Here is an 18,662-nt window from a genome sequence, read left to right on the forward strand (position 1 = left end):
CGCGCCTATGGGCGTAACCAATTGAGAAACACGTGAGCTAAGAGTCGGTTAAAGGCCGGCCAGAAATTGCCTCTGACCGGGTCCAGGTTTCTGTTTTCTTGCTGTTTGGCCGTAGTTTCTTCACGCGAGCCGCAACCGCGCTGCGCTCGAAAATGCCCTAGAAGGTGATGCGGGCGTCGAGAATGCCGTAAAAGCCGGTGCCGCGCACGCGGTCGCTGACATAGCCGCCTGACAGTCCAAACTGCAGTGAGCCGAACTGGATGCCGGTGATATGGGCGCCAGCGCGCCACTGGCTGTAGAAATTATCGCCGAGGAAGAGAACCTCGGGACCGACAAAGATGCGGTCGATGATGGCGATGCCGGCCTTCAGGCGGGCATAATAGGCCTTATGCGCGGTGGAGAACGAAAATACACCCGAGACCATCGTGTAGTCGGTTGGGTTGGCGTAGAAATCGGCCGAGACCTTCATACCGCCGGCCATGCCGGCCGATTTGTTCTGGATGTCGACCTTATCGAGCGTGTTATTGGCCACTTCGCCGCCGATATAGCCGGCGAAGCTGGCGTTACGCGTCACCCATTCATAACCGACCAATAATGAGCCGCTGGCCTGATCGCCCCTGACGCGGCCGACGCCCGGTGTCGTCGATATATAAGCAAAGGAGCCGAGGAGACCGCTGGCGCGGAGGCGGACGCCGCTCTCCTCCAATTTGCTGAACGGTGCGATCGTGCCGATGATCGTGCCATGGGCCGTGTCCTGGGACGTTCCGGTCAACGATAAGTCGATGGCGACGCTGGGGCGCGTGTCGTTCTGCGGCGTGCGCGGCGCGCCCGTATACCAATCCTGGGCCTGCGCGGCCGTGGCGCCGGCGGCGATGACCGCGGAAAGAAAGAGAACTCGACAACCCATGACGCCGATAACCCGTACTCGACCGTTGATGGTTGCGCGCGCCGAATGTCGGCGGCGAAACGCTCGGTATTCCAGCCGAGTATCGGGGGAGGGATTTACGCGGGAGTTAATCGAAAGCCGTTAGAATTTGTTATCTCTAACAAGAGATGAAGATCGGCTGTTTCGATTAATCCCGCTTTAGGACACCAGAGCATTTTCGAGCGAAGTGCGATGGCCGTGAAGCCTTACGGTTCGCTCGAAGAAAACGCGAAACCCTACAGGTTGATGACGACGTAATCGTCCTCGACCGTCACCTTGAAGGTCTCGGCGACATAGGGGCCTTTGCTCAGGTCGGTGCCGTGCTCGACCTTGGCGTCGTAAGCGCGCACCCGCGTGCCTTGCGGGTCGCACCAGGACTGGCCGGTGCGGATGTCGAATTCCCAGCCATGCCAAGGGCATTTGATGAATTCGCCGGCCCGCGTCAGGCGATAGTCGCCGGGCAGATCCGCTTCGGCCAAGCCGACGAGGCGGCCGGCGCAGAGCGAACCAGCCTCGTGGGGGCATTTATCGCCGATGGCGAAAAATTCACCTTGCAGATTGAACACAGCGATGGGGCGCCCCTTCACCGTCACCAATTTGCGGTCGCCGGGGGGGACATCGGCGACTTTTGCAACAACGTGCCTATCCATCTTCACTTCAATCCGTAGAGGGCTTTGGCATTGCCCGCCAAAATAGCCTGTTGTTTCTCCGCGCTGAGGGCGAGCTTGCTCAGGACGAAGCGTGGATCGTCGAAATCCCAATGGGGATAGTCGGTCGAGAACATGATGCGGTCGCAGCCGACGAATTCGAAGGTCTCGGCGAGGTCGCTGTCCTTGTCGGGCTCGTCGAGCGGCTGCGTCGTCAACCAGATGTGGTCATGGATATATTCGGACGGCAGGCGCTTGAGATGCGGCACCTCGGCTTTCAGGCGCTTGTAATGCTTGTCGAGCCGCCATTTCAGCGCCGGCATCCAGGCAACGCCGCCTTCGACCAGCACGACGCGCAGGGTCGGGAAGCGCTCGAACACGCCTTCCAGCACCAGGCTGGTGACGAGTTGCTGCATGCCCTGCACGTTGGTGTGCTGTTCCTCGATATAATAGGAGGGGTAGCCGCTGGCGGTGGCGGGATAGCCGTTTATGCCGCCGACATGAAGCGCGAGTGGCCGGTTGGCGGCAACCGCCGCCTCGTAGATCGGCCAGTAGCGTTTGCGGCCGAGCGGCTCGAGCGAGCGCGGCGGCAGCATGATCTGGGCGAAACGTTCGTCGCCGGCGCGCTTCTCGATTTCGGCGATGGCGGCTTCCGGATCTTCCTGGGTGACGACGATGGAGGCGCGCAGGCGCGGCTCCGGCGTCACCCATTTGGCGATCTGCCAGTCGTTGACGGCGGTCGCGAGGGCCGCGCCATAACCGAGATTACGCTGATTGCCGGGGCCGCGATTGAGCGGCATCAGCATGCCATAGGCGACGCCATTGGCGTCGAGATGCTGGGCGCGCATGAAGTCGAGATCGGAGCCGGGCGGGCCTTTCGGCGGCCAGGAATCGGCGCGCGACACTTCCGGCGACATGCGCGGATGCGACAGGGTGTCGGCGAAGGCCTGGCGGTAGTTGCCGCCGAAGGTCTTCACATGCTCGCGCCAGCGTTCCGGCAGGAACGGATGGATTTCCTCGGGCGTCGAGAAGCCAGGATGGATGTCGCAGTCGACGACGCTGAGTTTCTGGCGCTGCGGACGGGCAACTTGCGGCTGCCGTTCGGCGGTGATGCTGCCGGTGGTGCTCATGGAGAAATCTCCTTCGGCGCGAAAGCGGTCGCCGTCTGGGTGCCAGCGAGGCGCGTGTAAGTGTCGAGAGCGTTCTGGTAGAGAATCTTCGGCGCCAGCGGCGAGGACGGGCTGATCGGCAGAGCGTCCTTGTCGTCGAAATGCCAATGCGGGAAGTCGGTCGAGAACAGCAGCAGTTGGTCGGACTGCATCTGTTCGACGAAGCGCTCCAACCGGGCGCTGCCTTCGGGTTCGTCGAAAGGCTGCAGGGTCAGACGAATGTGCTGGCGCACCAGTTCGCCCGGCACGTTCTTCACCCAGGGAATTTCCGGGCGCACGCCGCGCCAGGTCTTGTTCAGGCGCCATATGCCGGCCGGCAGCCAGGTGACGCCGGATTCGATCAGCACGACTTTCAACTCGGGGAATTTGGCGAAGGCGCCTTCGCAGACCAGGCTGACGACCTGGTTCTCGAACGCGAAGGCATTGGCGACATAATCCTCGAGGAAAAACGAGCCCCAGCCGTTCAGTGTCGGATGATGATAGAGACCGCCGGCATGGACGCCGATCGGCAGGCCGTGGCGCACCGCTGCTTCATAGATCGGCCAGAGACTGCGCCGGCCCAACAATTCATTGCCCATGGCGAGCAGGGTGATCTGGACGAAGCGCTTGTCGTGGGCGCGGCGTTCGATTTCCGCGACGGCGAGTTCGGGCGCTTGCTGCGGCACCAGGATGGAGGCGCGCAAGCGCGGCTCCTTGTCGAGCCAGTTCTCGACCACCCAGTCGTTCACCGCCTTGCACATGACGGCGGCGAGATCTTCGCTGTGCAGCGCCATGCCGCCGAACAGGCAATTGGCAATGGCGAGGCTCGAGCCGAAACCGTCGAGCGCACCGGCGCGCAACAGATCGAGATCGCTGCCAGGCTTGCCGGCTTTCGGCCGCCAATCCGGCCGTGCCGCCAGCGGTGTGTTCGGTGGATCGCCCGTCAGGGTGAAGCTCGTCTTCTCGATGCCACGCGAGCGGAAGGCATCATACCAATAGGCATCGAGGTACGGCATCAGCGCGGCAGTGTTCGGCACGGCGATATGCACATCGCAATCGATCGCTGGATGGCCGAAAATGGAATTCTGCATTTCCAATTTCTGTTTCCTTGGGGCGTTTCAACTCATGGCGTAGATGTGGCATGAGTTGGCGGCAGCTTGACGCTGACGATTTGGTTGATCCGATCTTACAGCAACAGGTTTTGCGAGGCCAGTGCGCTAGACAGGCTGCCTGGCAATGTTAATGTCGCGCCGGACGAGGCCACTGTTGGCCATTATTGGCCGCTGCTCATGTGACGCGGCCCAACTGATCCATAAGAGTGGGAGGGATACCAATGACCGCCAGATTGAACCGCATACATGCCACAGGTCTTGCCGCCAGCCTTGTCGCGCTGCTCGTCGCGGCGCCGGCGATGGCGCAAGAGAACTGGGATGCGGTGGTCGCGGCGGCGAAGAAAGAAGGTTCGATCGTCGTCTATCATGCGCAGCTTGGCGCGGCGCATTGGAAGGACGTGGTGCGCGCCTTCGAGAGCAAATATGGCATCAAGGTGCAGGAATATGATGCCCGCGCCAGCGAATTGACCGAGCGTATCCGTGTCGAGCAGACGTCGAAGCGCTATGTCGCCGACGTCGAGTTCCACGGCAAGGCGTCGATCGCCCAGCAGCAGATCGAGAACGATTTCATCGCCGACATCGGCGATATCCCCAATGCGAAGAATCTGCGCGCCGACTATCCAGCCGACAAATATTCGGTTCCGGCCTGGAGCCAAGTCGTGTGCATGCTGTCGAACACGAATCTGATCAAGCCGGAAGACGAGCCGAAGAATTGGACCGATCTGCTTGATCCGAAATACAAGGGCAAGCTGCTCGCCGACGACATGCGCGCGGTCGGTTCCGGCCAGACCATGTTCGGCGTGACGATCAAGAAATACGGTCCCGAGTTTCACAAGAAGCTGAACACGCAGGATCTCGTCTTCAACCGCGATCTGCAGGTCAATTCGCGGCGCATCGCGCGCGGCGAGAACGCCATCTTCATCCATCAGATCATCGCCTTCGCCTCGGAGCTGAAGGGGCTGCCGGTGAAAGTGCTGCTGCCGACCGATGGTTGTCCGTTTACCGGCATTCGCGGCGCCATCCTGAAGGGTGCGCCGCATCCCAATGCCTCGCGGGTCTTCATCAACCATTTCCTCGATCTTGATTCGCAGGTTCGCTACGCCAATGCCTGGATGGGCACGGTGGTGAAGGGCGTGGCGGAAAAGCTCACCGATCCGGATGCGAAGCGCTATGCGGACGTGAAGCTGATGGGCGAGATCGACTACACCGAGCGTGAGCCGATGCTGAAAGCGGCGGTGGAGATTTATAAGTAGGCCATGACCGATACCTACATCGTCCATGGCGCGGTCAGATCTTCGGCGGCTTACCGCGTCCGCATCGTGATGAAACTGAAAGGTCTCGCCTATCGCGAGATCTTTCTCGATCTGGCTGGTGGCGACCAGAACAAGGACGACTATCGCGCCGTCAATCCGCAGGGTCTGGTGCCGGCGCTGGTCTGTCCCGATGGGGCGGTCATCAACCAGTCGATGGCGATCATCGAGTATCTCGACGACATGCATCCGGAGCAACCGGTGATGCCGCGCGATGCGCGCAGCCGCGCCCGCGTGCGCGCTCTGTCGCAGATGATCGCTTGCGACATTCATCCGATCAACAATATGCGGGTACGCAATCACATCCGCGATCTGTTCCCCGACGATCCCAATGCCGTGACGACATGGATGGAGCGGTGGAGCAAGGCGGGTTTCGACGCGCTCGAAGCGCGGCTCGCCAGCGACAAGGAGACGGGTCGGTTCTGTCACGGCGATACGCCGACGATGGCCGATGCCTGCCTGGTGCCGCAGGTCGCCAATGCGCGGCTCAGCAGTCGCGATCTGTCGCCTTATCCGACAGTGGTGCGCATTGCTGAAGCCTGCGAGGCGCTGCCGGCTTTCGTGGCGGCAAGGCCGGACAAGCAGAGTTAGGGGTTCTCACGCACCTTGGTGTCATCCCGGACACTTGCGCAGCAAGTGATCCGAGAGAGCCAGAGGCGTGTGATAGAGTGCGGGCCTTACAGCCCCACCTGGCGGAGAAACGCTTTCGTCTCGCGCACGCACTCGTCCGGCTTTTCCACCTGCAACATGTGATTGGTGCCAGGCACGACCACGTGATGGATGCCGTGATGGGCGGCAGCCACAGGGCCGACTTTGGCTGGGGCGAGCGGGCGCGGCACGTTCGGGTCGGCGCCAAGGATCATGGTCGTGGCGCGCGGCAGGGAAGCCAGCGCCGCCCAGGATTCGGTGTGCGCATTGTTGAGATAGATGCGCGCTTCATATTCGCCGGGGCAGGACAGTTCGAAACCGCCCGAGGCCGCGGGCCGTGTCGTGCCTTCCGCCATGTCGAAGGCGGCGCCATCGACCCAGCCGCGGGCGAGGCGAGCGCCGTAGATTTCGGCAAGCTCCTCGACGCGGTCGAAACGATGCTGACGCTTGCGGGCATTATCGGCGAAGAGGCTGTCGACGCCCTGGCCGTTGTCGCGCAGCGGGTTGCCTTCCGGCGCGATCAGCGGCGGATCGTAAAGCACCAGCGCATCCCATGGCGTGCCATGCAGGTGCACCGCCATGATCGCGGCGATCGATGAGACCGAGTGGAACAGACCTGCGGTTGGGCGCTTGCCGAAGGCCGCGTTGACCGCGTCGAGCACGCGGCCGTGGTCGGCGGCCATGTTGGCGATCGTGTGGCTCTCCACGTCGAACAGTGGATTGCGACCGTGATTGCGCAGATCGTAGACGACGATTTCATAATCGTCGCCGAGCTTTTCCCAGAACTTGCGATAGCCGTCGATGCCGAAGCCGTTGCCGTGCGACAGCATGAGGCGCGGTGCGCCATCCTTGCGATAGCGCCGCGCCAGAATGCTGGCGCCATCGCAGGCGATCGTCAGATGTTCGGCGGCTGACACGATGTGAGCGCTTTAGTCCTTGGCGCGCTCGACATAGGCACCGTCTTCCGTCTGGATGACGATGCGCGTGCCGGTCGCGATGTGCGGCGGCACCATCACGCGGGCGCCATTGGAGAGCTTCGCCGGCTTGTAGGACGACGACGCGGTCTGGCCCTTCATCGCGGGCTCGGTCTCGACCACTTCGAACGTGACGCGCTGTGGCAGCTGCACGCCGACGGCGAGGCCGTTGAACAAGCTGAGCATGACCTTCATGCCTTCTTGAAGATAGACGGCGCTGGCGCCGATCGTCTCTTCCGGCACGGCGATCTGTTCGAACGACGCGTTGTTCATGAAGTGATAGCCGTCGCCGTCACTGTAGAGGAAGTCGAAATCCTGATCCTCGACATGGGCGCGCTCGACCTGCTCGGTGGTCTTGTAGCGGTCCGTCGTCTTCACGCCATCGGAGAGGCGGCGCATGTCGATCTGGGTCGTCGGCGTGCCCTTGCCGGGGTGAAAGCTCTCGGCCGACAACACGACATACAAATTTCCGTCCTCGCGCTCGAGGATATTGCCTTTACGAATGGAACTGGCGATGACTCTCACGAGGCTCTTTCCTTGATGGTGCGGGCCGAACCGGCCTATGACCGGGCAGATGAAGGGTCTTCTGCCCAGTGAAATCCGGCGCACAATACTGATTGTGACGCGAATCGCTAGAGCAAATCGCGTTTCGGCCGAATCGCGATTTCGCCTAGAATCTCTTGTTTTGACGCGTCTTCTTAGCGTTTGATGCTTCTATCAAACGCAGAAACGCTATTGCCGTATTGACAGGGTCGATGACCAATAAACGACAGACCGCCAGTCCCTCGCCCTGGTGGAGCCCCCATGTCCATGCCGATCGCCGGCCCTTCCTGCTGGCCCGCCAGCGCATCGCCGCCGCCTGCCGGGCCTGGTTCGCGGACGGGGGATTTTGCGAGGCCGAGCCGGGGATTTTGCAGGTTTCGCCCGGAAACGAGGCCCATATTAGCGGTTTTGCCACCGAAATCGTCGATCCGGACGGGGAGAGACGGGCGCTGTACCTGCATTCATCGCCGGAATTCGTCTGTAAAAAGCTGCTGGCGGCCGGTGAAGAGCGGATTTTTGCCCTGTCGCGGGTGTTTCGCAATCGCGAGCGCGGCCCCCTCCACCATCCCGAATTCACGATGTTGGAATGGTACCGGGCTCAGGCTCCCTACAGCCAGCTGATCGCCGATTGCCAGGGCCTGGTCGCCGCCGCTGCCCGGGCGGCGGGCACCAAGGTTCTTGCCTGGCGCGGCCAGACCGCCGATCCCTTTGCGCCGTTCGAACGGCTGACGGTGCAGGAGGCTTTCCTTCGCCATGCCGGCATCGATCTTCTCGCCCTGTTGGGCGACCGCGATGGGCTGGCGGCCGCTGCCGCTGATCTGGGCCTGCGCATCACGCCAGATGACACCTGGTCGGACGTGTTCAGCAAGGTGATTTCCGAGAAAATCGAGCCAAATCTAGGGCTTGGCCGTCTGACTGTGCTTGATGAATATCCCCTGGCCGAGGCGGCGCTGGCACGCCCCTGCGCCCATGATGGGCGGGTGGCCGAGCGGTTCGAGCTTTATGCCTGCGGCGTCGAGCTGGCCAATGCCTTCGGCGAACTGACCGATGCCGCCGAACAGCGCCGTCGTTTCGAAGCCGAAATGGCCGAGCGGCAGCGGATCTATGGCGAGAGCTATCCGCTGGACGAGGATTTTCTGGCGGCGCTGGCGATCATGCCGGCTTCAAGCGGCATCGCGCTGGGGTTCGAGCGGTTGGTGATGCTGGCGGCGGGGGCGCAGCGGATCGACCAGGTCATCTGGTCGCCGGTTCCCTGAGCGAGCCAGCTCTCGCCGGTCCCGAAAATGGCATCGTTTGCGCCTTTCATCCGGCTCTTCTACACAAGCGGCCCGCGGACGACAGACATGGACGACAGAATGGACGATACATTTGGTCTTGCCGTCACCCGCACCCTGCGCAGCGCCGACGATCTCGTTGATGCCCATCTGATCGGAGCGGAGCAGCGGGAGGCCGTCGCGCGGGTCAATGCCGCCTATTCGATCGCCATCACGCCGGCCATTGCCGCGCTGATCGACCCGAGCGACCCGGATGATCCGATCGCCCGCCAGTTCGTGCCCGATGCGCGCGAGCTGGAGCGCTTGCCGCAGGAGCTGAGCGATCCGATCGGCGATGAGGCCCACGCGCCGGTCGAGGGCATCGTGCATCGTTATCCCGACCGGGTGCTGCTGAAATTGCTGCACGCCTGCCCGGTCTATTGCCGCTTTTGTTTTAGGCGCGAAAGCGTTGGCGATGGCGGCAGCAATATTCTGTCGCCACAGGCTCTGGCGGCGGCGCTGGGCTATATCGAGACGACGCCGGCCATTTGGGAAGTGATCCTCACTGGCGGCGATCCCCTGTTTCTGTCGCCGCGCCGACTGCGCGAGGTCATGGAGCGCCTTGGCGCGATCGCCCATGTCAAAATCATCCGCATTCACACACGCGTGCCGGTCGCCGATCCGGCTCGCATCGATGCGGCCCTCATCGCCGCGCTGCAGGCGAGCGGCAAGACGGTCTATGTGGCGGTGCATGCCAATCATCCGCGCGAACTCTCCGTAGCGGCGCGGGGCGCCTGCGCCCGCCTGGTCGATGCCGGCATCCCACTGCTCAGCCAGAGCGTGCTGCTGCGCGGGGTCAACGATACGGCCGAGACTCTGGCCGCTTTGATGCGGGCATTCGTCGAAAACCGCATCAAGCCTTATTATCTGCACCATCCCGATCTTGCCCCCGGCACGTCGCATCTGCGTGTTGAGATCGCCACGGGCCAAGCGCTGATGCGCGCCCTGCGTGGTCATGTTTCCGGGCTCTGCGTGCCTGAATATGTGCTTGATATTCCGGGCGGCCACGGCAAATCGCCGATCGGCCCGAGTTATCTGGGCGCGTTGCCGGATGGAACCCCAGATGGAACCCAAGATGGAACCGTTGTCGTCGAGGATTGGCGTGAGCGCCGCCATGCTTATGGCGACAGCTTGGGCGACAATTCTCGGGACGCCTCGTCAAAACCACATTCCCCGGCTTGAAAGCGTCGCGCGAGGTTGGCCGGTCTTCGCTAGACTGGCGCGGCTGATTCGCCGGGGAGACGACACTTGCTCAATAGGTTGCGGCCGCTGATTGTTGCGGTGTGCCTCTTCATCACTGCTGGCGTTCTGGTCGGTTCTGCGTTGGCGCAGACCACCGCGGCCACCGTCGGCGCGAAGATTGATGCGGCGCGCGCCAGCCTGTCCCAGGTCGAAAAATCGCTCGCCAATCAGGATCTTTCAGACGCGGCGCTGCTGGGATTGCGCAACGATCTCGATCCGGTGACGCAATCGATCCAGGATGCGCTGAGTGAGCTGACGCCGCGCCTCGACGAAATCAAGACGCGTCTCGATCAGCTTGGCCCCAAGCCTGCGGCCGGCGCCACGCCTGAAGCGCAAGGTGTGACGACCGAGCGGGATGACCAGCAGAAGCGTTTCAACGACATCGATGCCCAGGTGAAGCGCGGACGTCTCTTGCTGGTGCAGACCGAGCAGGTCGGCAATTCCATCGTCAATCGCCGGCGCGCCACGTTCCGTCAGGCGCTCTTCCAATTGTCGTCGAGCATTCTCAATCCGAGACTCTGGATTTCGGCGGTGAGCGAACTGCCGCGCGACGCGCAGGCCGCTCGTTTCGTGATTGGCGAATGGCTCGATAACGCGGCAGCGCAGTTGCGCGGCTCCAATGGCTGGATCATGGCGGGCTTGGTGGCCGCGATCGCGCTTGGCTATGCCATCGCCAAAATGTTGGCGAACCGCATACTGTCGCGCACGCCGACGATTCAAGAGCCATCGCGTCTGGCCAAAGCCCTGGCGGCGATTTGGGTAGCGGTGGTGACCGCTGTCGTGCCGATCGTGGCGACGATCTTACTGATCGAAGTGGCGCGCGCTTTCAACATCGTTACACCACGCACCGAGCCAGTGGCGCAGGTGATTTTCGAAGCCGTGCGCCGTATCGCGATCACCGCCGGCATCGTGCGCGGCCTGCTGGCGCCGAGCAATTCCGATTGGCGTCTGCTCGATCTGACGGATGAGACCGTCGAGCGGCTGGCGCGGCTCGCCATCGCTGTCGCCGTCATCGTTTCGGGCTTGAAAGTCATTGAAGCCTTCAACGATCTGGTCGCCGCCAATGTGCGTGTGTCGGTGCTGTTGCGCGCCGTCGTCGCGGTGATCGTCGGCGTGCTGATGGTCCGGGCGCTTTATGGTGTGGCGCCGCCGCCCGATCCGGCGGACGATTGTTTCGGGCCACCGATCGTGCCGACGCGCGACTGGTATGCGATCTGGCGCACCTGCGCCTGGGCCGTCATCGCCATTATTCTGGGCGCCTCGCTGATCGGCTATATCGCGCTGGCGACGTTCTTCGTCGATCAGTTGATCTGGGTCACGTTTGTCGGTGCCGCCGCCTATCTTCTGTACATCGTCGCCGAAGACGGGTTGGCCAGTGCGTTCCAGCCGCAGGCGGCTGTGGGACGGGCGATCATGAACAGCATCGGGCTGAAGGGCGACGGGCTGCTGCAGCTCTCTGTCGTCCTGCGCGGCCTCGCCAGTGTTATTCTCTGGGTTGTTGTTGCCCTGTTGATCCTGGCGCCATGGGGCATTGAGTCCGACGACATGCTGGGCAGCGTGCGCGCTGCCTTCTTCGGCTTCCAGGTCGGCGATCTCACCATTTCGCTGGCGACGGTGTTTTCGGCCCTACTGCTGTTCATCGTCGGCTTTTTGATCACGCGGGCGGTGCAGAACTGGCTTGAGGGCAGCTTGCTGCCCCATACCCATCTTGATCTGGGCCTGCGCGCCTCCATCCGCACCAGCGTCGGCTATGTCGGCATGCTGCTGTCGTTGGGTGTGGCCCTCGCCCATGTCGGCATCGGCTTGGACAAACTGGCCATCGTCGCCGGCGCGCTCTCCATCGGTATCGGTTTCGGCCTGCAGTCGATCGTCAATAATTTCGTCTCGGGCCTCATCCTGCTGTGGGAGCGGGCCGTGCGGGTGGGCGACTGGATCGTCGTCGGCGACGAGCAGGGATATGTTCGGCGCATCAATGTGCGCTCGACCGAGATCGAGACGTTCGATCGCGCGACGATGATCGTGCCCAATTCCAACATGGTCTCCGGCGTGGTGAAAAACTGGGTGCGCAGCGACCGGGTGGGGCGCATCAAGATTCCTGTGGTCGTCACCATGGCCGCCGATCCCGATCACGTGCGCGAAGTCCTGCTGGGCTGCGTCAAAGGGCAAGAGATGGTGCTGGCGACGCCACAGCCGAGCGTGGTGTTCGCCTCCATGGAAAATGTGCTGCGCTTCGAACTCGTCTGCTTCGTCAGCGATGTGGAGAAATCGGCGAAAGTGCGCAGCGATCTCAATTTCAAGATTCTGCGTTGCCTGCGTGATGCGAAGATCGAAATGAATGCGCCGGCGCCCGCGCCTATCGTCGTCAAGGTTAGTAACTGAATGTTAACTCTGCCTGATCACACCGGCCGTATGGCTTATTGCATCCCCTTCCTCGCCGCGCTCGGTCTTGCCGTCGCTGGCTGTGCCGAAAAACCCGCGCCGCCCTCGACGCCGACGTTCTATCGCTCCCTGGCCGAGCCTGGCGCGGCCATCGATCCGGCCGCGGCACGCGATATGATTTCGATCTACCGCACCAACAATGGCCTGCCGGTGTTGACGGTCGATCCGGCCTTGCAGCGGGCGGCCCAGCAGCGGGCGCAGGAGATGGTGAAGGCGGGCGCCGCCTCGCCCGACACGGCGCAGAAGCTCAAGGCGCGGCTGGCCTCCGAAGGCGTCACCGCCGGGGTGGCGGTCGAGAATGTCTCGGCCGGCTATCACACGCTGGCGGAGGCTTTCTCCGGCTGGCGCCAGTCGACCTCGCACAATGCCAATATGCTGAACCGTTCGGCGACCCGCATGGGCATCGCCACGGCCTATGCGCCGGATTCCAAATACAAGGTCTATTGGGCGCTGGTGCTGGCCAACTGATTTCAGGCCTGTGTCGTGAAGGCCGGCCTAGCTAGGCCGGCAAGGACATCGGCTGCCTCGTCGCCCAGGCGGCGAGGAAGGTGCGGGTCCACTGCGCGATGGTCTGGTCGTAGAGGAACCAGCCGTCGAAATGCCGGTCAGGCGTTTGCGCGCCGGCGCACATCATCCGTTCACCAGCCCGGGTCGTCCAACTGCAGATGGTCGAATAGCTGACCTCGGGATGGAATTGCAGGGCCACGGCGCTGCCATAGGCGAAGGCCTGGGTCGGGAAATCGGTGCCGCCGCGCGCCAAAAGCTGGGCGCCCTTGGGCAGGTCGAAGCCCTCGCGATGCCACTGATAGACCGTGCGGGGGCAGGGCGTCGGGCACAGCCGATCACCCTCGGGTGTCGGGTCGATCGGATAATAACCGATCTCGGCGCGGCCCTGCGGGTGCGGGCCGACCCGCTCGCCCAGATGCCGGGCGATCAGCTGGGCACCGAGGCAGATGCCGAGTAGAGGCTTTTCTTCCTTCAAGGCGATGCCGACGAAATCGGTTTCCTGGCGGATGTAGTCGTAATCGTCGTTGGCGCTCATCGGACCGCCGAAAATCACCGCGCCGGCATAGCCCGCCAGGGTGGTCGGCAGCGGATCGCCGCAGCTCGGACGGCGCTCGTCGAGGAGATAGCCCTGGCTCCGCAAGATCCGGCCGACGCGGGCAGCCGATGACGTTTCCTGATGCAGGATGACGAGAATCGTGCCGGAAGGGGAATCAGAGACGGGCAGATACATGGCCTTGCAGTTCTCGTGGCTGTTGAATCCAGAATCAAGCAAACACTGTGCCGCGGATCGAATAGACAGCCATCGTGGCGAGAACCCGGCAGCGAATCTATTTTCTACGGCCTGCTTGCAAATGTTGCAGAACAGACATGAACAGAAAGTGAGGAATGACACCTGACACGAAGGCCAGCAGGCGATTGTGCAGGCCTGGCACCACCACGCGGCGGCCGGCCATGAGGCCTCGATAGCCCGCTTGCGCCACCTGCATCGGCGACATCGGCCGCAGCGCCTGGATCAGTTTGGGGTTGACGCCGGCGCGGTCGAAGAAGGCTGTGGCGGTGGTGCCGGGGCAGAGCACGGTGACGCCGACCCCGTCCTGTTTCAGCTCCTGGTGTAGGGCTTCGCTGAGCGACAGCACATAGGCCTTGGTGGCGTAATAGACCGCCATGCCGGGCCCGGGAAAATAGGCGGCGGTCGAGGCGACATTGAGGATGCGGCCGCGCGCCGCGATCAGGTCGGGCAGCAGCAGATGGGTGAGCTCGGTCAGCACCCGCATGTTGAGATCGGCCATGTTGAGCTGGCTCGCGCCCTCGAGTTCGGCGAAGCGGCCGGCAAGGCCATAGCCGGCATTGTTGACCAGGATGGACGCGGTGGTGTCGTGCTGGCGCAGGGTGTCGACCACCTGTTGGGCCGCGCCTGCCGCCGTCAGGTCAATCGCCAGGACGATCGGCTTGGTCGCGCCTGGTACAGCCTCGATCTCGCTGGCCAGCGCCTCGAGCGCCGCCACATTGCGCCCGGTCAGCAGAAGGCGATGGCTGTTGCCGGCGAAAATGCGGGCAAGATCGGCGCCGATGCCGCTCGACGCTCCGGTGACGATGGTGACATGATTCATAGTTCATCCCGCTTTCGCGATGTTCAAATCGGGTTGCTTGCTGAAGGATTTGGTTGCTGAAGGAAATGTCGCGTCTGATGCCGAGCCGGGGCTATCGTATAGAGTGCTTATGATCGGCGCCATCGAGAAGCCGGAAAAGAGACGTCAAGAAACTGGAGCCTGGAGGAATCCCATGGGAGACTATGCGCTTGGACAGCCGGTGCCGCGTTTCGAGGATCCGCGTTTGATCCAGGGCGGTGGACGCTACACCGACGATGTGTCGATGGAAGGGCTCGTCCATGGCGTCGTGCTGCGCGCCCGCCATGCCCATGCGAAAATCTTGAAGATCGATACGAGCCGCGCTCTGGCCGCGCCGGGCGTGCTGGCCGTGCTCACCCATCAGGATTGGGCCGCATCGGGCTATGGCGACCTGCCGCGCCCGCAAGGCAAGACCAAGCGCGATGGCTCGCCGATGTATGCGCCGCCGCTGCCGGGCTTTCCCAAGGACTATGTGCGCTGGGTCGGCGATTTCGTTGCCTTCGTCGTCGCCGAGACGCGTTGGCAGGCGATGGATGCGCTTGAGCTGGTCGATGTCGATTATGAGGTGCTGCCGTCGGTGTTGACGGCCGAGGCGGCGATCAAGCCCGGTGCGCCGGCCGTGCATGCGGACAATCCCGGCAATGTCAGCTTCACCCATTTGGAAGGCGACAAGGCGGCGACCGATGCCGCCATCGCCAAGGCCGATCATGTGGTGAAGCACACGTTTTACATCAACCGCGTGATGGCCGCGACGATGGAGCCGCGCGCCTGCGTCGCCCATTACGATCCCGCCGCCGATCGCTACACGGTTTATACGACGTTGCAGCGGGCGCTCGATTATCGCGAGCGGCTATCGCAATCGTTGCGCGTTCCTGAAAGCAAGATCCGTGTCGTTGCCGGCGACATCGGCGGCAGCTTTGGCATGAAGTCTGGTGTCTTCAACGAAGTGGCGCTGGCGCTGCTGGCGTCGAAGAAATTGCATCGGCCGGTGAAATGGACCTCGACCCGCAACGAGGCTTTTCTGTCGGACGCGGCGGCGCGCGACAATCTGACGACGGCGGAACTGGCGCTGGACAAATCAGGCAAGTTTCTGGCTCTGCGCGTCAACACGTTGGTCAATCTTGGCGCCTATCTGCAGACGGGATCGGAAACGGCGCTGTTCAGCAACATCGGCACTCTGGCTGGCGTCTACACGACGCCGGCGATCCATGTCGATACGACCGGCGTGCTCACCCACACCCATTGGATGCGGCCTTATCGTGGCAATGGCCGGCCGGAAGCCGCCTATATCATCGAGCGCATCATCGACATCGCCGCCGATGAGTTGGGCTTCGACAAGGTGGAGTTGCGCCGCAAGAATTTGATTCCGGAAGATGCCTTTCCGTTCCAGACCGGCTTGTCATTCATCTACGACAGCGGCGCGTTCGAAAAGAACATGGATCTGTGCCTGAAAATGGCGGACTGGAAAGGCTTCGCGGCGCGCCGGGCCGAGGCGCGCAAGCGCGGCAAGCTGCGCGGCATCGGTCTGTCGAATTCAATTGAGAAGGCGGGCGCGCCGGGGATCGAAGGGGCGGAAATCCGCTTCGACCGTTCCGGCAGCATGACCATTTTGTCGGGTTCGGTGACCCAGGGGCAGGGCCATGAAACGGTGTTCAAACAGCTCGTCTGCGATAGGCTCGGCATCGATCCAGCCGAGGTGCATTACGAACAGGGCGACACCGATGTGATCTTCTATGGCGAGGGCACCGGCGGTTCGCGCACATCGGCGCTTGGCGGTGGCGCCATGGTGATGGCGAGCGAGAAGATCATCGCCAAGGCGGTGAAGATCGCCGCGCACGTGTTGAAGGTCGATGACATCGAGTTCAACGAGGGCGTGTTCTCAAGCCGCAAGACCAATCGCAGCATGACGATGAAGGAGGTGGTCCTGGCGGCCTCGAAACCCTCGAACCTGCCAGACGATATCGAGCCCGGCCTCAACGCCACGGCGGTCTACAACGCACGACAACCGAATTATCCGAATGGCTGTCACGTCGTCGAGTTGGAAATCGACGAGGAGACCGGCACGGTCGAACTGGTCAATTACAATGTGGTCGACGATGTCGGCGTGGTGATGAACCCGTTGCTGCTCAAGGGGCAGATCCATGGCGGCATCGCCATGGGCGTCGGCCAGATGCTGATGGAGGATATGGTCTACACCGAAAGCGGTGAGGTGCTGACCGCTTCCTTCATGGACTATGCCATGCCGCACGCGGACAATCTGTGCGCCTTCGAGGTGAAGAGCAATCCGGTGCCGACCAAGACCAATCCGCTGGGGGTGAAGGGCGCCGGGGAGGCAGGTTGTGTCGGCGCGCTGCCGGCGGTGGCCAATGCGCTTGTCGATGCGCTGCGCCATCTGGGCGTGCGCGACGTGCCCATGCCGGCGACGCCACCGCGGCTCTGGCGGCTCATTCACGGACTGCAGCCGGTCTAAAGCAAAAGCCGGCCGTTGCCGGCCGGCTTTTCGCGCAGAGGAGTTCTGCGATATCTTCTTGGTTCCCGGATCGCCTGCTGCGTCCGGATGCACACGACGTCCCTAAAATCAGCTCAGCGGCCCGGCAGGTCCCACAGGCGCGGCAAGGTCTCACCGCCGTAACGGCCGCGCTGGGCGTCGTAGGGCATTTTGTTGAAGGTGGTGCCGATGGCAACGTAATTGCTCAGGCTGCCGACGGGCACGACGCGGCCGCTGTCGAGGAAGCTGCGGGCCTTTTGGCCCTTGATGACGACTTCGCGCTTTTTGCGTGTTTGGGCATCGGCGGACGTGACGGTGAGGCCGGCCATTGCCAAGGCGCCGAGCGCCAGAGAAACCATAGCCACGATACGCATTGCATCCCCCGGTTGGTGTTGGTTCTTATAGGTAGTCATCGGCGCGCCGCCTGCCCAGGGCTTTTCGCGGTAATGTTTAAGATTTATCGGCGGCGCGGTTTTGCCGCCACGCCGCGCAGCGGAACGGCCATGGCGTTTTGGTCGATCCAGTTTGCAAGCACGTTGGGTTGGACGTTGGGTTGGACGTTGCTTTGGGCATCGGCCGGGGCATCCATCTGAGTGTGGTTGCGCCGCGGCGTGCAGTGCGGATCACGACGAGTTTCCGCGTTGGTGAAAAAGCGGGCGAGGTCGTGATCTTCCCCGGCGGAGATCAGCTGGATCCCGTCGAGCGTGCAGGCGAGCGTCTGGCGATCGACGGGTGTGTCCCCCGTGCCGCAGGCAAAGCCGGTCATGCGGACGAGGCGTTCAGCCGAACTGAAGCGGAACCCGAGGCAATTGGATTGAGCACTCCCGGATTCGAGCATGACATCGGCCGCCTCGAACAGGCCGAAGCGGGTCGTCATCGGGTCGGCGACATTGCCGCGGGTGATGGCGGCGCCAAAACTGGCGGCTTCGCGCACCATATGGATGAAGAAGGAGCTATCCGCGATCGCCTCGCGGCCAACCCGGTGGACGGCGAGGCGCAGATAGGGGTGGGCGTCGTCGTCGAGGCGGCCCCAGGTTAAAATATCGATGCGTCCGCGCCCCTCGCGGTGGCGCTTGGCCTCGAAAGAAGTGGGTTCGCGGCCAAATTCCGCGGCATTCAGCCCGTACATCTGAAATGGACGTTCGAGGACGGTCCAGGGGCTCTGGGGCAGCGGTTCGGGCGCGGGCGCTGGGGCCGGCGGGGCCGGAAACAGCGCTACAGCGATGAAAATGCTGGCGATCAGCCCAATTCCAAGACCAAGGTAAAGCCCGAAGGAACGGATGGTTCTGCGCCAAAACAGGCGGACGCGCACAGCGATTTCCGCAGTCTTTCCGGGGCCGTCTGGCGCGCCGAAGACGATGAAACTCATGGTCCGCTTACTCTCAATACTCGGCAGTTCGCCGATCGTCGGGCCCACCAAGCCCGGAATGTACGTATTTTGAGCAAAGCTCTTAACGACCGGGTTACCAGCCGGCGGCCAATTGGTCGGAGAGTGAACGTCTGGTTAAGCTCGGAGCCGGTTCGTGGGCCGGCTGGCGGTGCGCTGCAACCGGCGCCCGCAATTGGTGGCCGGCTCCCGCCTTTGGCGGTCTGCTCCCGCCTTTGGCGGTCGCGGGATCATTGACATTGTTCCAGATCGCGTGTTTTTGAGGGACACGGCATGTGTGCCGGGACACGTTCAGATCATGGTCATCGCTTCTTTCACGAAACCGACGACGAACCCGGCCGCTAAACGCGG

At 62.7% G+C, this 18,662-nt stretch carries 17 protein-coding genes; 7 read left to right on the plus strand and 10 right to left on the minus strand.

Going from position 1 to position 18,662, the window contains the following annotated elements; all coding sequences use genetic code 11:
* Positions 1 to 157: 157 nt before the first annotated feature.
* From bcsS to BLW50_RS22235, 4 genes are all read right to left on the minus strand, one after another.
* Positions 158 to 907, minus strand: coding sequence for a cellulose biosynthesis protein BcsS (bcsS, locus tag BLW50_RS22220; RefSeq protein WP_090706703.1), 750 nt, complete (start codon positions 905 to 907; stop codon positions 158 to 160).
* 254 nt (positions 908 to 1,161) lie between these two features.
* Complete coding sequence (locus tag BLW50_RS22225; RefSeq protein WP_090706705.1) at positions 1,162 to 1,575, minus strand: Rieske (2Fe-2S) protein; 414 nt, start codon at positions 1,573 to 1,575, stop codon at positions 1,162 to 1,164.
* A gap of 2 nt (positions 1,576 to 1,577) precedes the next feature.
* On the minus strand, positions 1,578 to 2,702 hold the full coding sequence (locus tag BLW50_RS22230) for an amidohydrolase family protein (protein ID WP_090706708.1): 1,125 nt from the start codon (positions 2,700 to 2,702) through the stop codon (positions 1,578 to 1,580).
* Positions 2,699 to 3,811 carry an amidohydrolase family protein gene (locus BLW50_RS22235; protein WP_090706712.1) on the minus strand — a complete coding sequence of 371 codons (1,113 nt, stop codon included), beginning with the start codon at positions 3,809 to 3,811 and terminating at the stop codon, positions 2,699 to 2,701. The genes BLW50_RS22230 and BLW50_RS22235 overlap by 4 nt, the downstream gene beginning before the upstream one ends.
* 242 nt (positions 3,812 to 4,053) lie before the next feature.
* Here BLW50_RS22235 and BLW50_RS22240 point away from each other — a divergent pair, with 242 nt between their 5' ends.
* Both BLW50_RS22240 and maiA read left to right on the plus strand, forming a co-directional pair.
* Positions 4,054 to 5,085, plus strand: coding sequence for an ABC transporter substrate-binding protein (locus tag BLW50_RS22240; protein WP_090706714.1), 1,032 nt, complete (start codon positions 4,054 to 4,056; stop codon positions 5,083 to 5,085).
* Between the two features lie 3 nt (positions 5,086 to 5,088).
* A complete protein-coding gene (maiA, locus tag BLW50_RS22245) occupies positions 5,089 to 5,733 on the plus strand; it encodes a maleylacetoacetate isomerase (RefSeq protein ID WP_090706718.1) in 645 nt (214 codons plus the stop codon).
* Positions 5,734 to 5,819: 86 nt separating this feature from the next.
* On the opposite strand, the gene BLW50_RS22250 is transcribed toward maiA, so the two are convergent.
* Both BLW50_RS22250 and efp read right to left on the minus strand, forming a co-directional pair.
* Positions 5,820 to 6,707, minus strand: coding sequence for an alpha/beta fold hydrolase (locus BLW50_RS22250; protein ID WP_090706721.1), 888 nt, complete (start codon positions 6,705 to 6,707; stop codon positions 5,820 to 5,822).
* A gap of 12 nt (positions 6,708 to 6,719) precedes the next feature.
* Positions 6,720 to 7,289: an elongation factor P gene (gene efp / locus BLW50_RS22255; protein WP_090706724.1), complete on the minus strand. Its 570-nt coding sequence runs from the start codon at positions 7,287 to 7,289 to the stop codon at positions 6,720 to 6,722.
* Between the two features lie 230 nt (positions 7,290 to 7,519).
* Here efp and epmA point away from each other — a divergent pair, with 230 nt between their 5' ends.
* From epmA to BLW50_RS22275, 4 genes are all read left to right on the plus strand, one after another.
* Positions 7,520 to 8,563 carry an EF-P lysine aminoacylase EpmA gene (gene epmA, locus BLW50_RS22260; RefSeq protein ID WP_090706727.1) on the plus strand — a complete coding sequence of 348 codons (1,044 nt, stop codon included), beginning with the start codon at positions 7,520 to 7,522 and terminating at the stop codon, positions 8,561 to 8,563.
* Positions 8,564 to 8,650: 87 nt separating this feature from the next.
* The gene (locus BLW50_RS22265) at positions 8,651 to 9,802 is read left to right on the plus strand and encodes a lysine-2,3-aminomutase-like protein (protein ID WP_244544353.1); all 1,152 of its coding nucleotides are present in this window, start codon (positions 8,651 to 8,653) and stop codon (positions 9,800 to 9,802) included.
* Positions 9,803 to 9,868: 66 nt separating this feature from the next.
* The gene (locus BLW50_RS22270; RefSeq protein ID WP_090706729.1) at positions 9,869 to 12,241 is read left to right on the plus strand and encodes a DUF3772 domain-containing protein; all 2,373 of its coding nucleotides are present in this window, start codon (positions 9,869 to 9,871) and stop codon (positions 12,239 to 12,241) included.
* The gene (locus BLW50_RS22275) at positions 12,242 to 12,769 is read left to right on the plus strand and encodes a CAP domain-containing protein (RefSeq protein ID WP_244544354.1); all 528 of its coding nucleotides are present in this window, start codon (positions 12,242 to 12,244) and stop codon (positions 12,767 to 12,769) included.
* Between the two features lie 31 nt (positions 12,770 to 12,800).
* On the opposite strand, the gene BLW50_RS22280 is transcribed toward BLW50_RS22275, so the two are convergent.
* Positions 12,801 to 13,538 carry a glutamine amidotransferase-related protein gene (locus BLW50_RS22280; RefSeq protein WP_090706734.1) on the minus strand — a complete coding sequence of 246 codons (738 nt, stop codon included), beginning with the start codon at positions 13,536 to 13,538 and terminating at the stop codon, positions 12,801 to 12,803.
* 97 nt (positions 13,539 to 13,635) lie between these two features.
* Positions 13,636 to 14,418 carry an SDR family NAD(P)-dependent oxidoreductase gene (locus BLW50_RS22285; RefSeq protein ID WP_090706737.1) on the minus strand — a complete coding sequence of 261 codons (783 nt, stop codon included), beginning with the start codon at positions 14,416 to 14,418 and terminating at the stop codon, positions 13,636 to 13,638.
* Between the two features lie 172 nt (positions 14,419 to 14,590).
* On the opposite strand from BLW50_RS22285, the gene BLW50_RS22290 reads away from it, so the two are divergent.
* Positions 14,591 to 16,906, plus strand: coding sequence for a xanthine dehydrogenase family protein molybdopterin-binding subunit (locus tag BLW50_RS22290; protein WP_090706739.1), 2,316 nt, complete (start codon positions 14,591 to 14,593; stop codon positions 16,904 to 16,906).
* 113 nt (positions 16,907 to 17,019) lie between these two features.
* Here the strand turns inward: BLW50_RS22290 and BLW50_RS22295 are convergent, their stop codons facing one another.
* Together BLW50_RS22295 and BLW50_RS22300 are read right to left on the minus strand one after the other, a co-directional pair.
* The gene (locus BLW50_RS22295) at positions 17,020 to 17,298 is read right to left on the minus strand and encodes a hypothetical protein (protein WP_139267705.1); all 279 of its coding nucleotides are present in this window, start codon (positions 17,296 to 17,298) and stop codon (positions 17,020 to 17,022) included.
* 83 nt (positions 17,299 to 17,381) lie between these two features.
* Entirely contained in the window at positions 17,382 to 18,236 is an 855-nt protein-coding gene (locus tag BLW50_RS22300; protein ID WP_139267706.1) for a hypothetical protein, read from the minus strand.
* Between the last annotated feature and the right edge of the window lie 426 nt (positions 18,237 to 18,662).

Source organism: Beijerinckia sp. 28-YEA-48 (genome assembly GCF_900104955.1).
Classification (GTDB): Bacteria; Pseudomonadota; Alphaproteobacteria; order Rhizobiales; family Beijerinckiaceae; genus Terripilifer.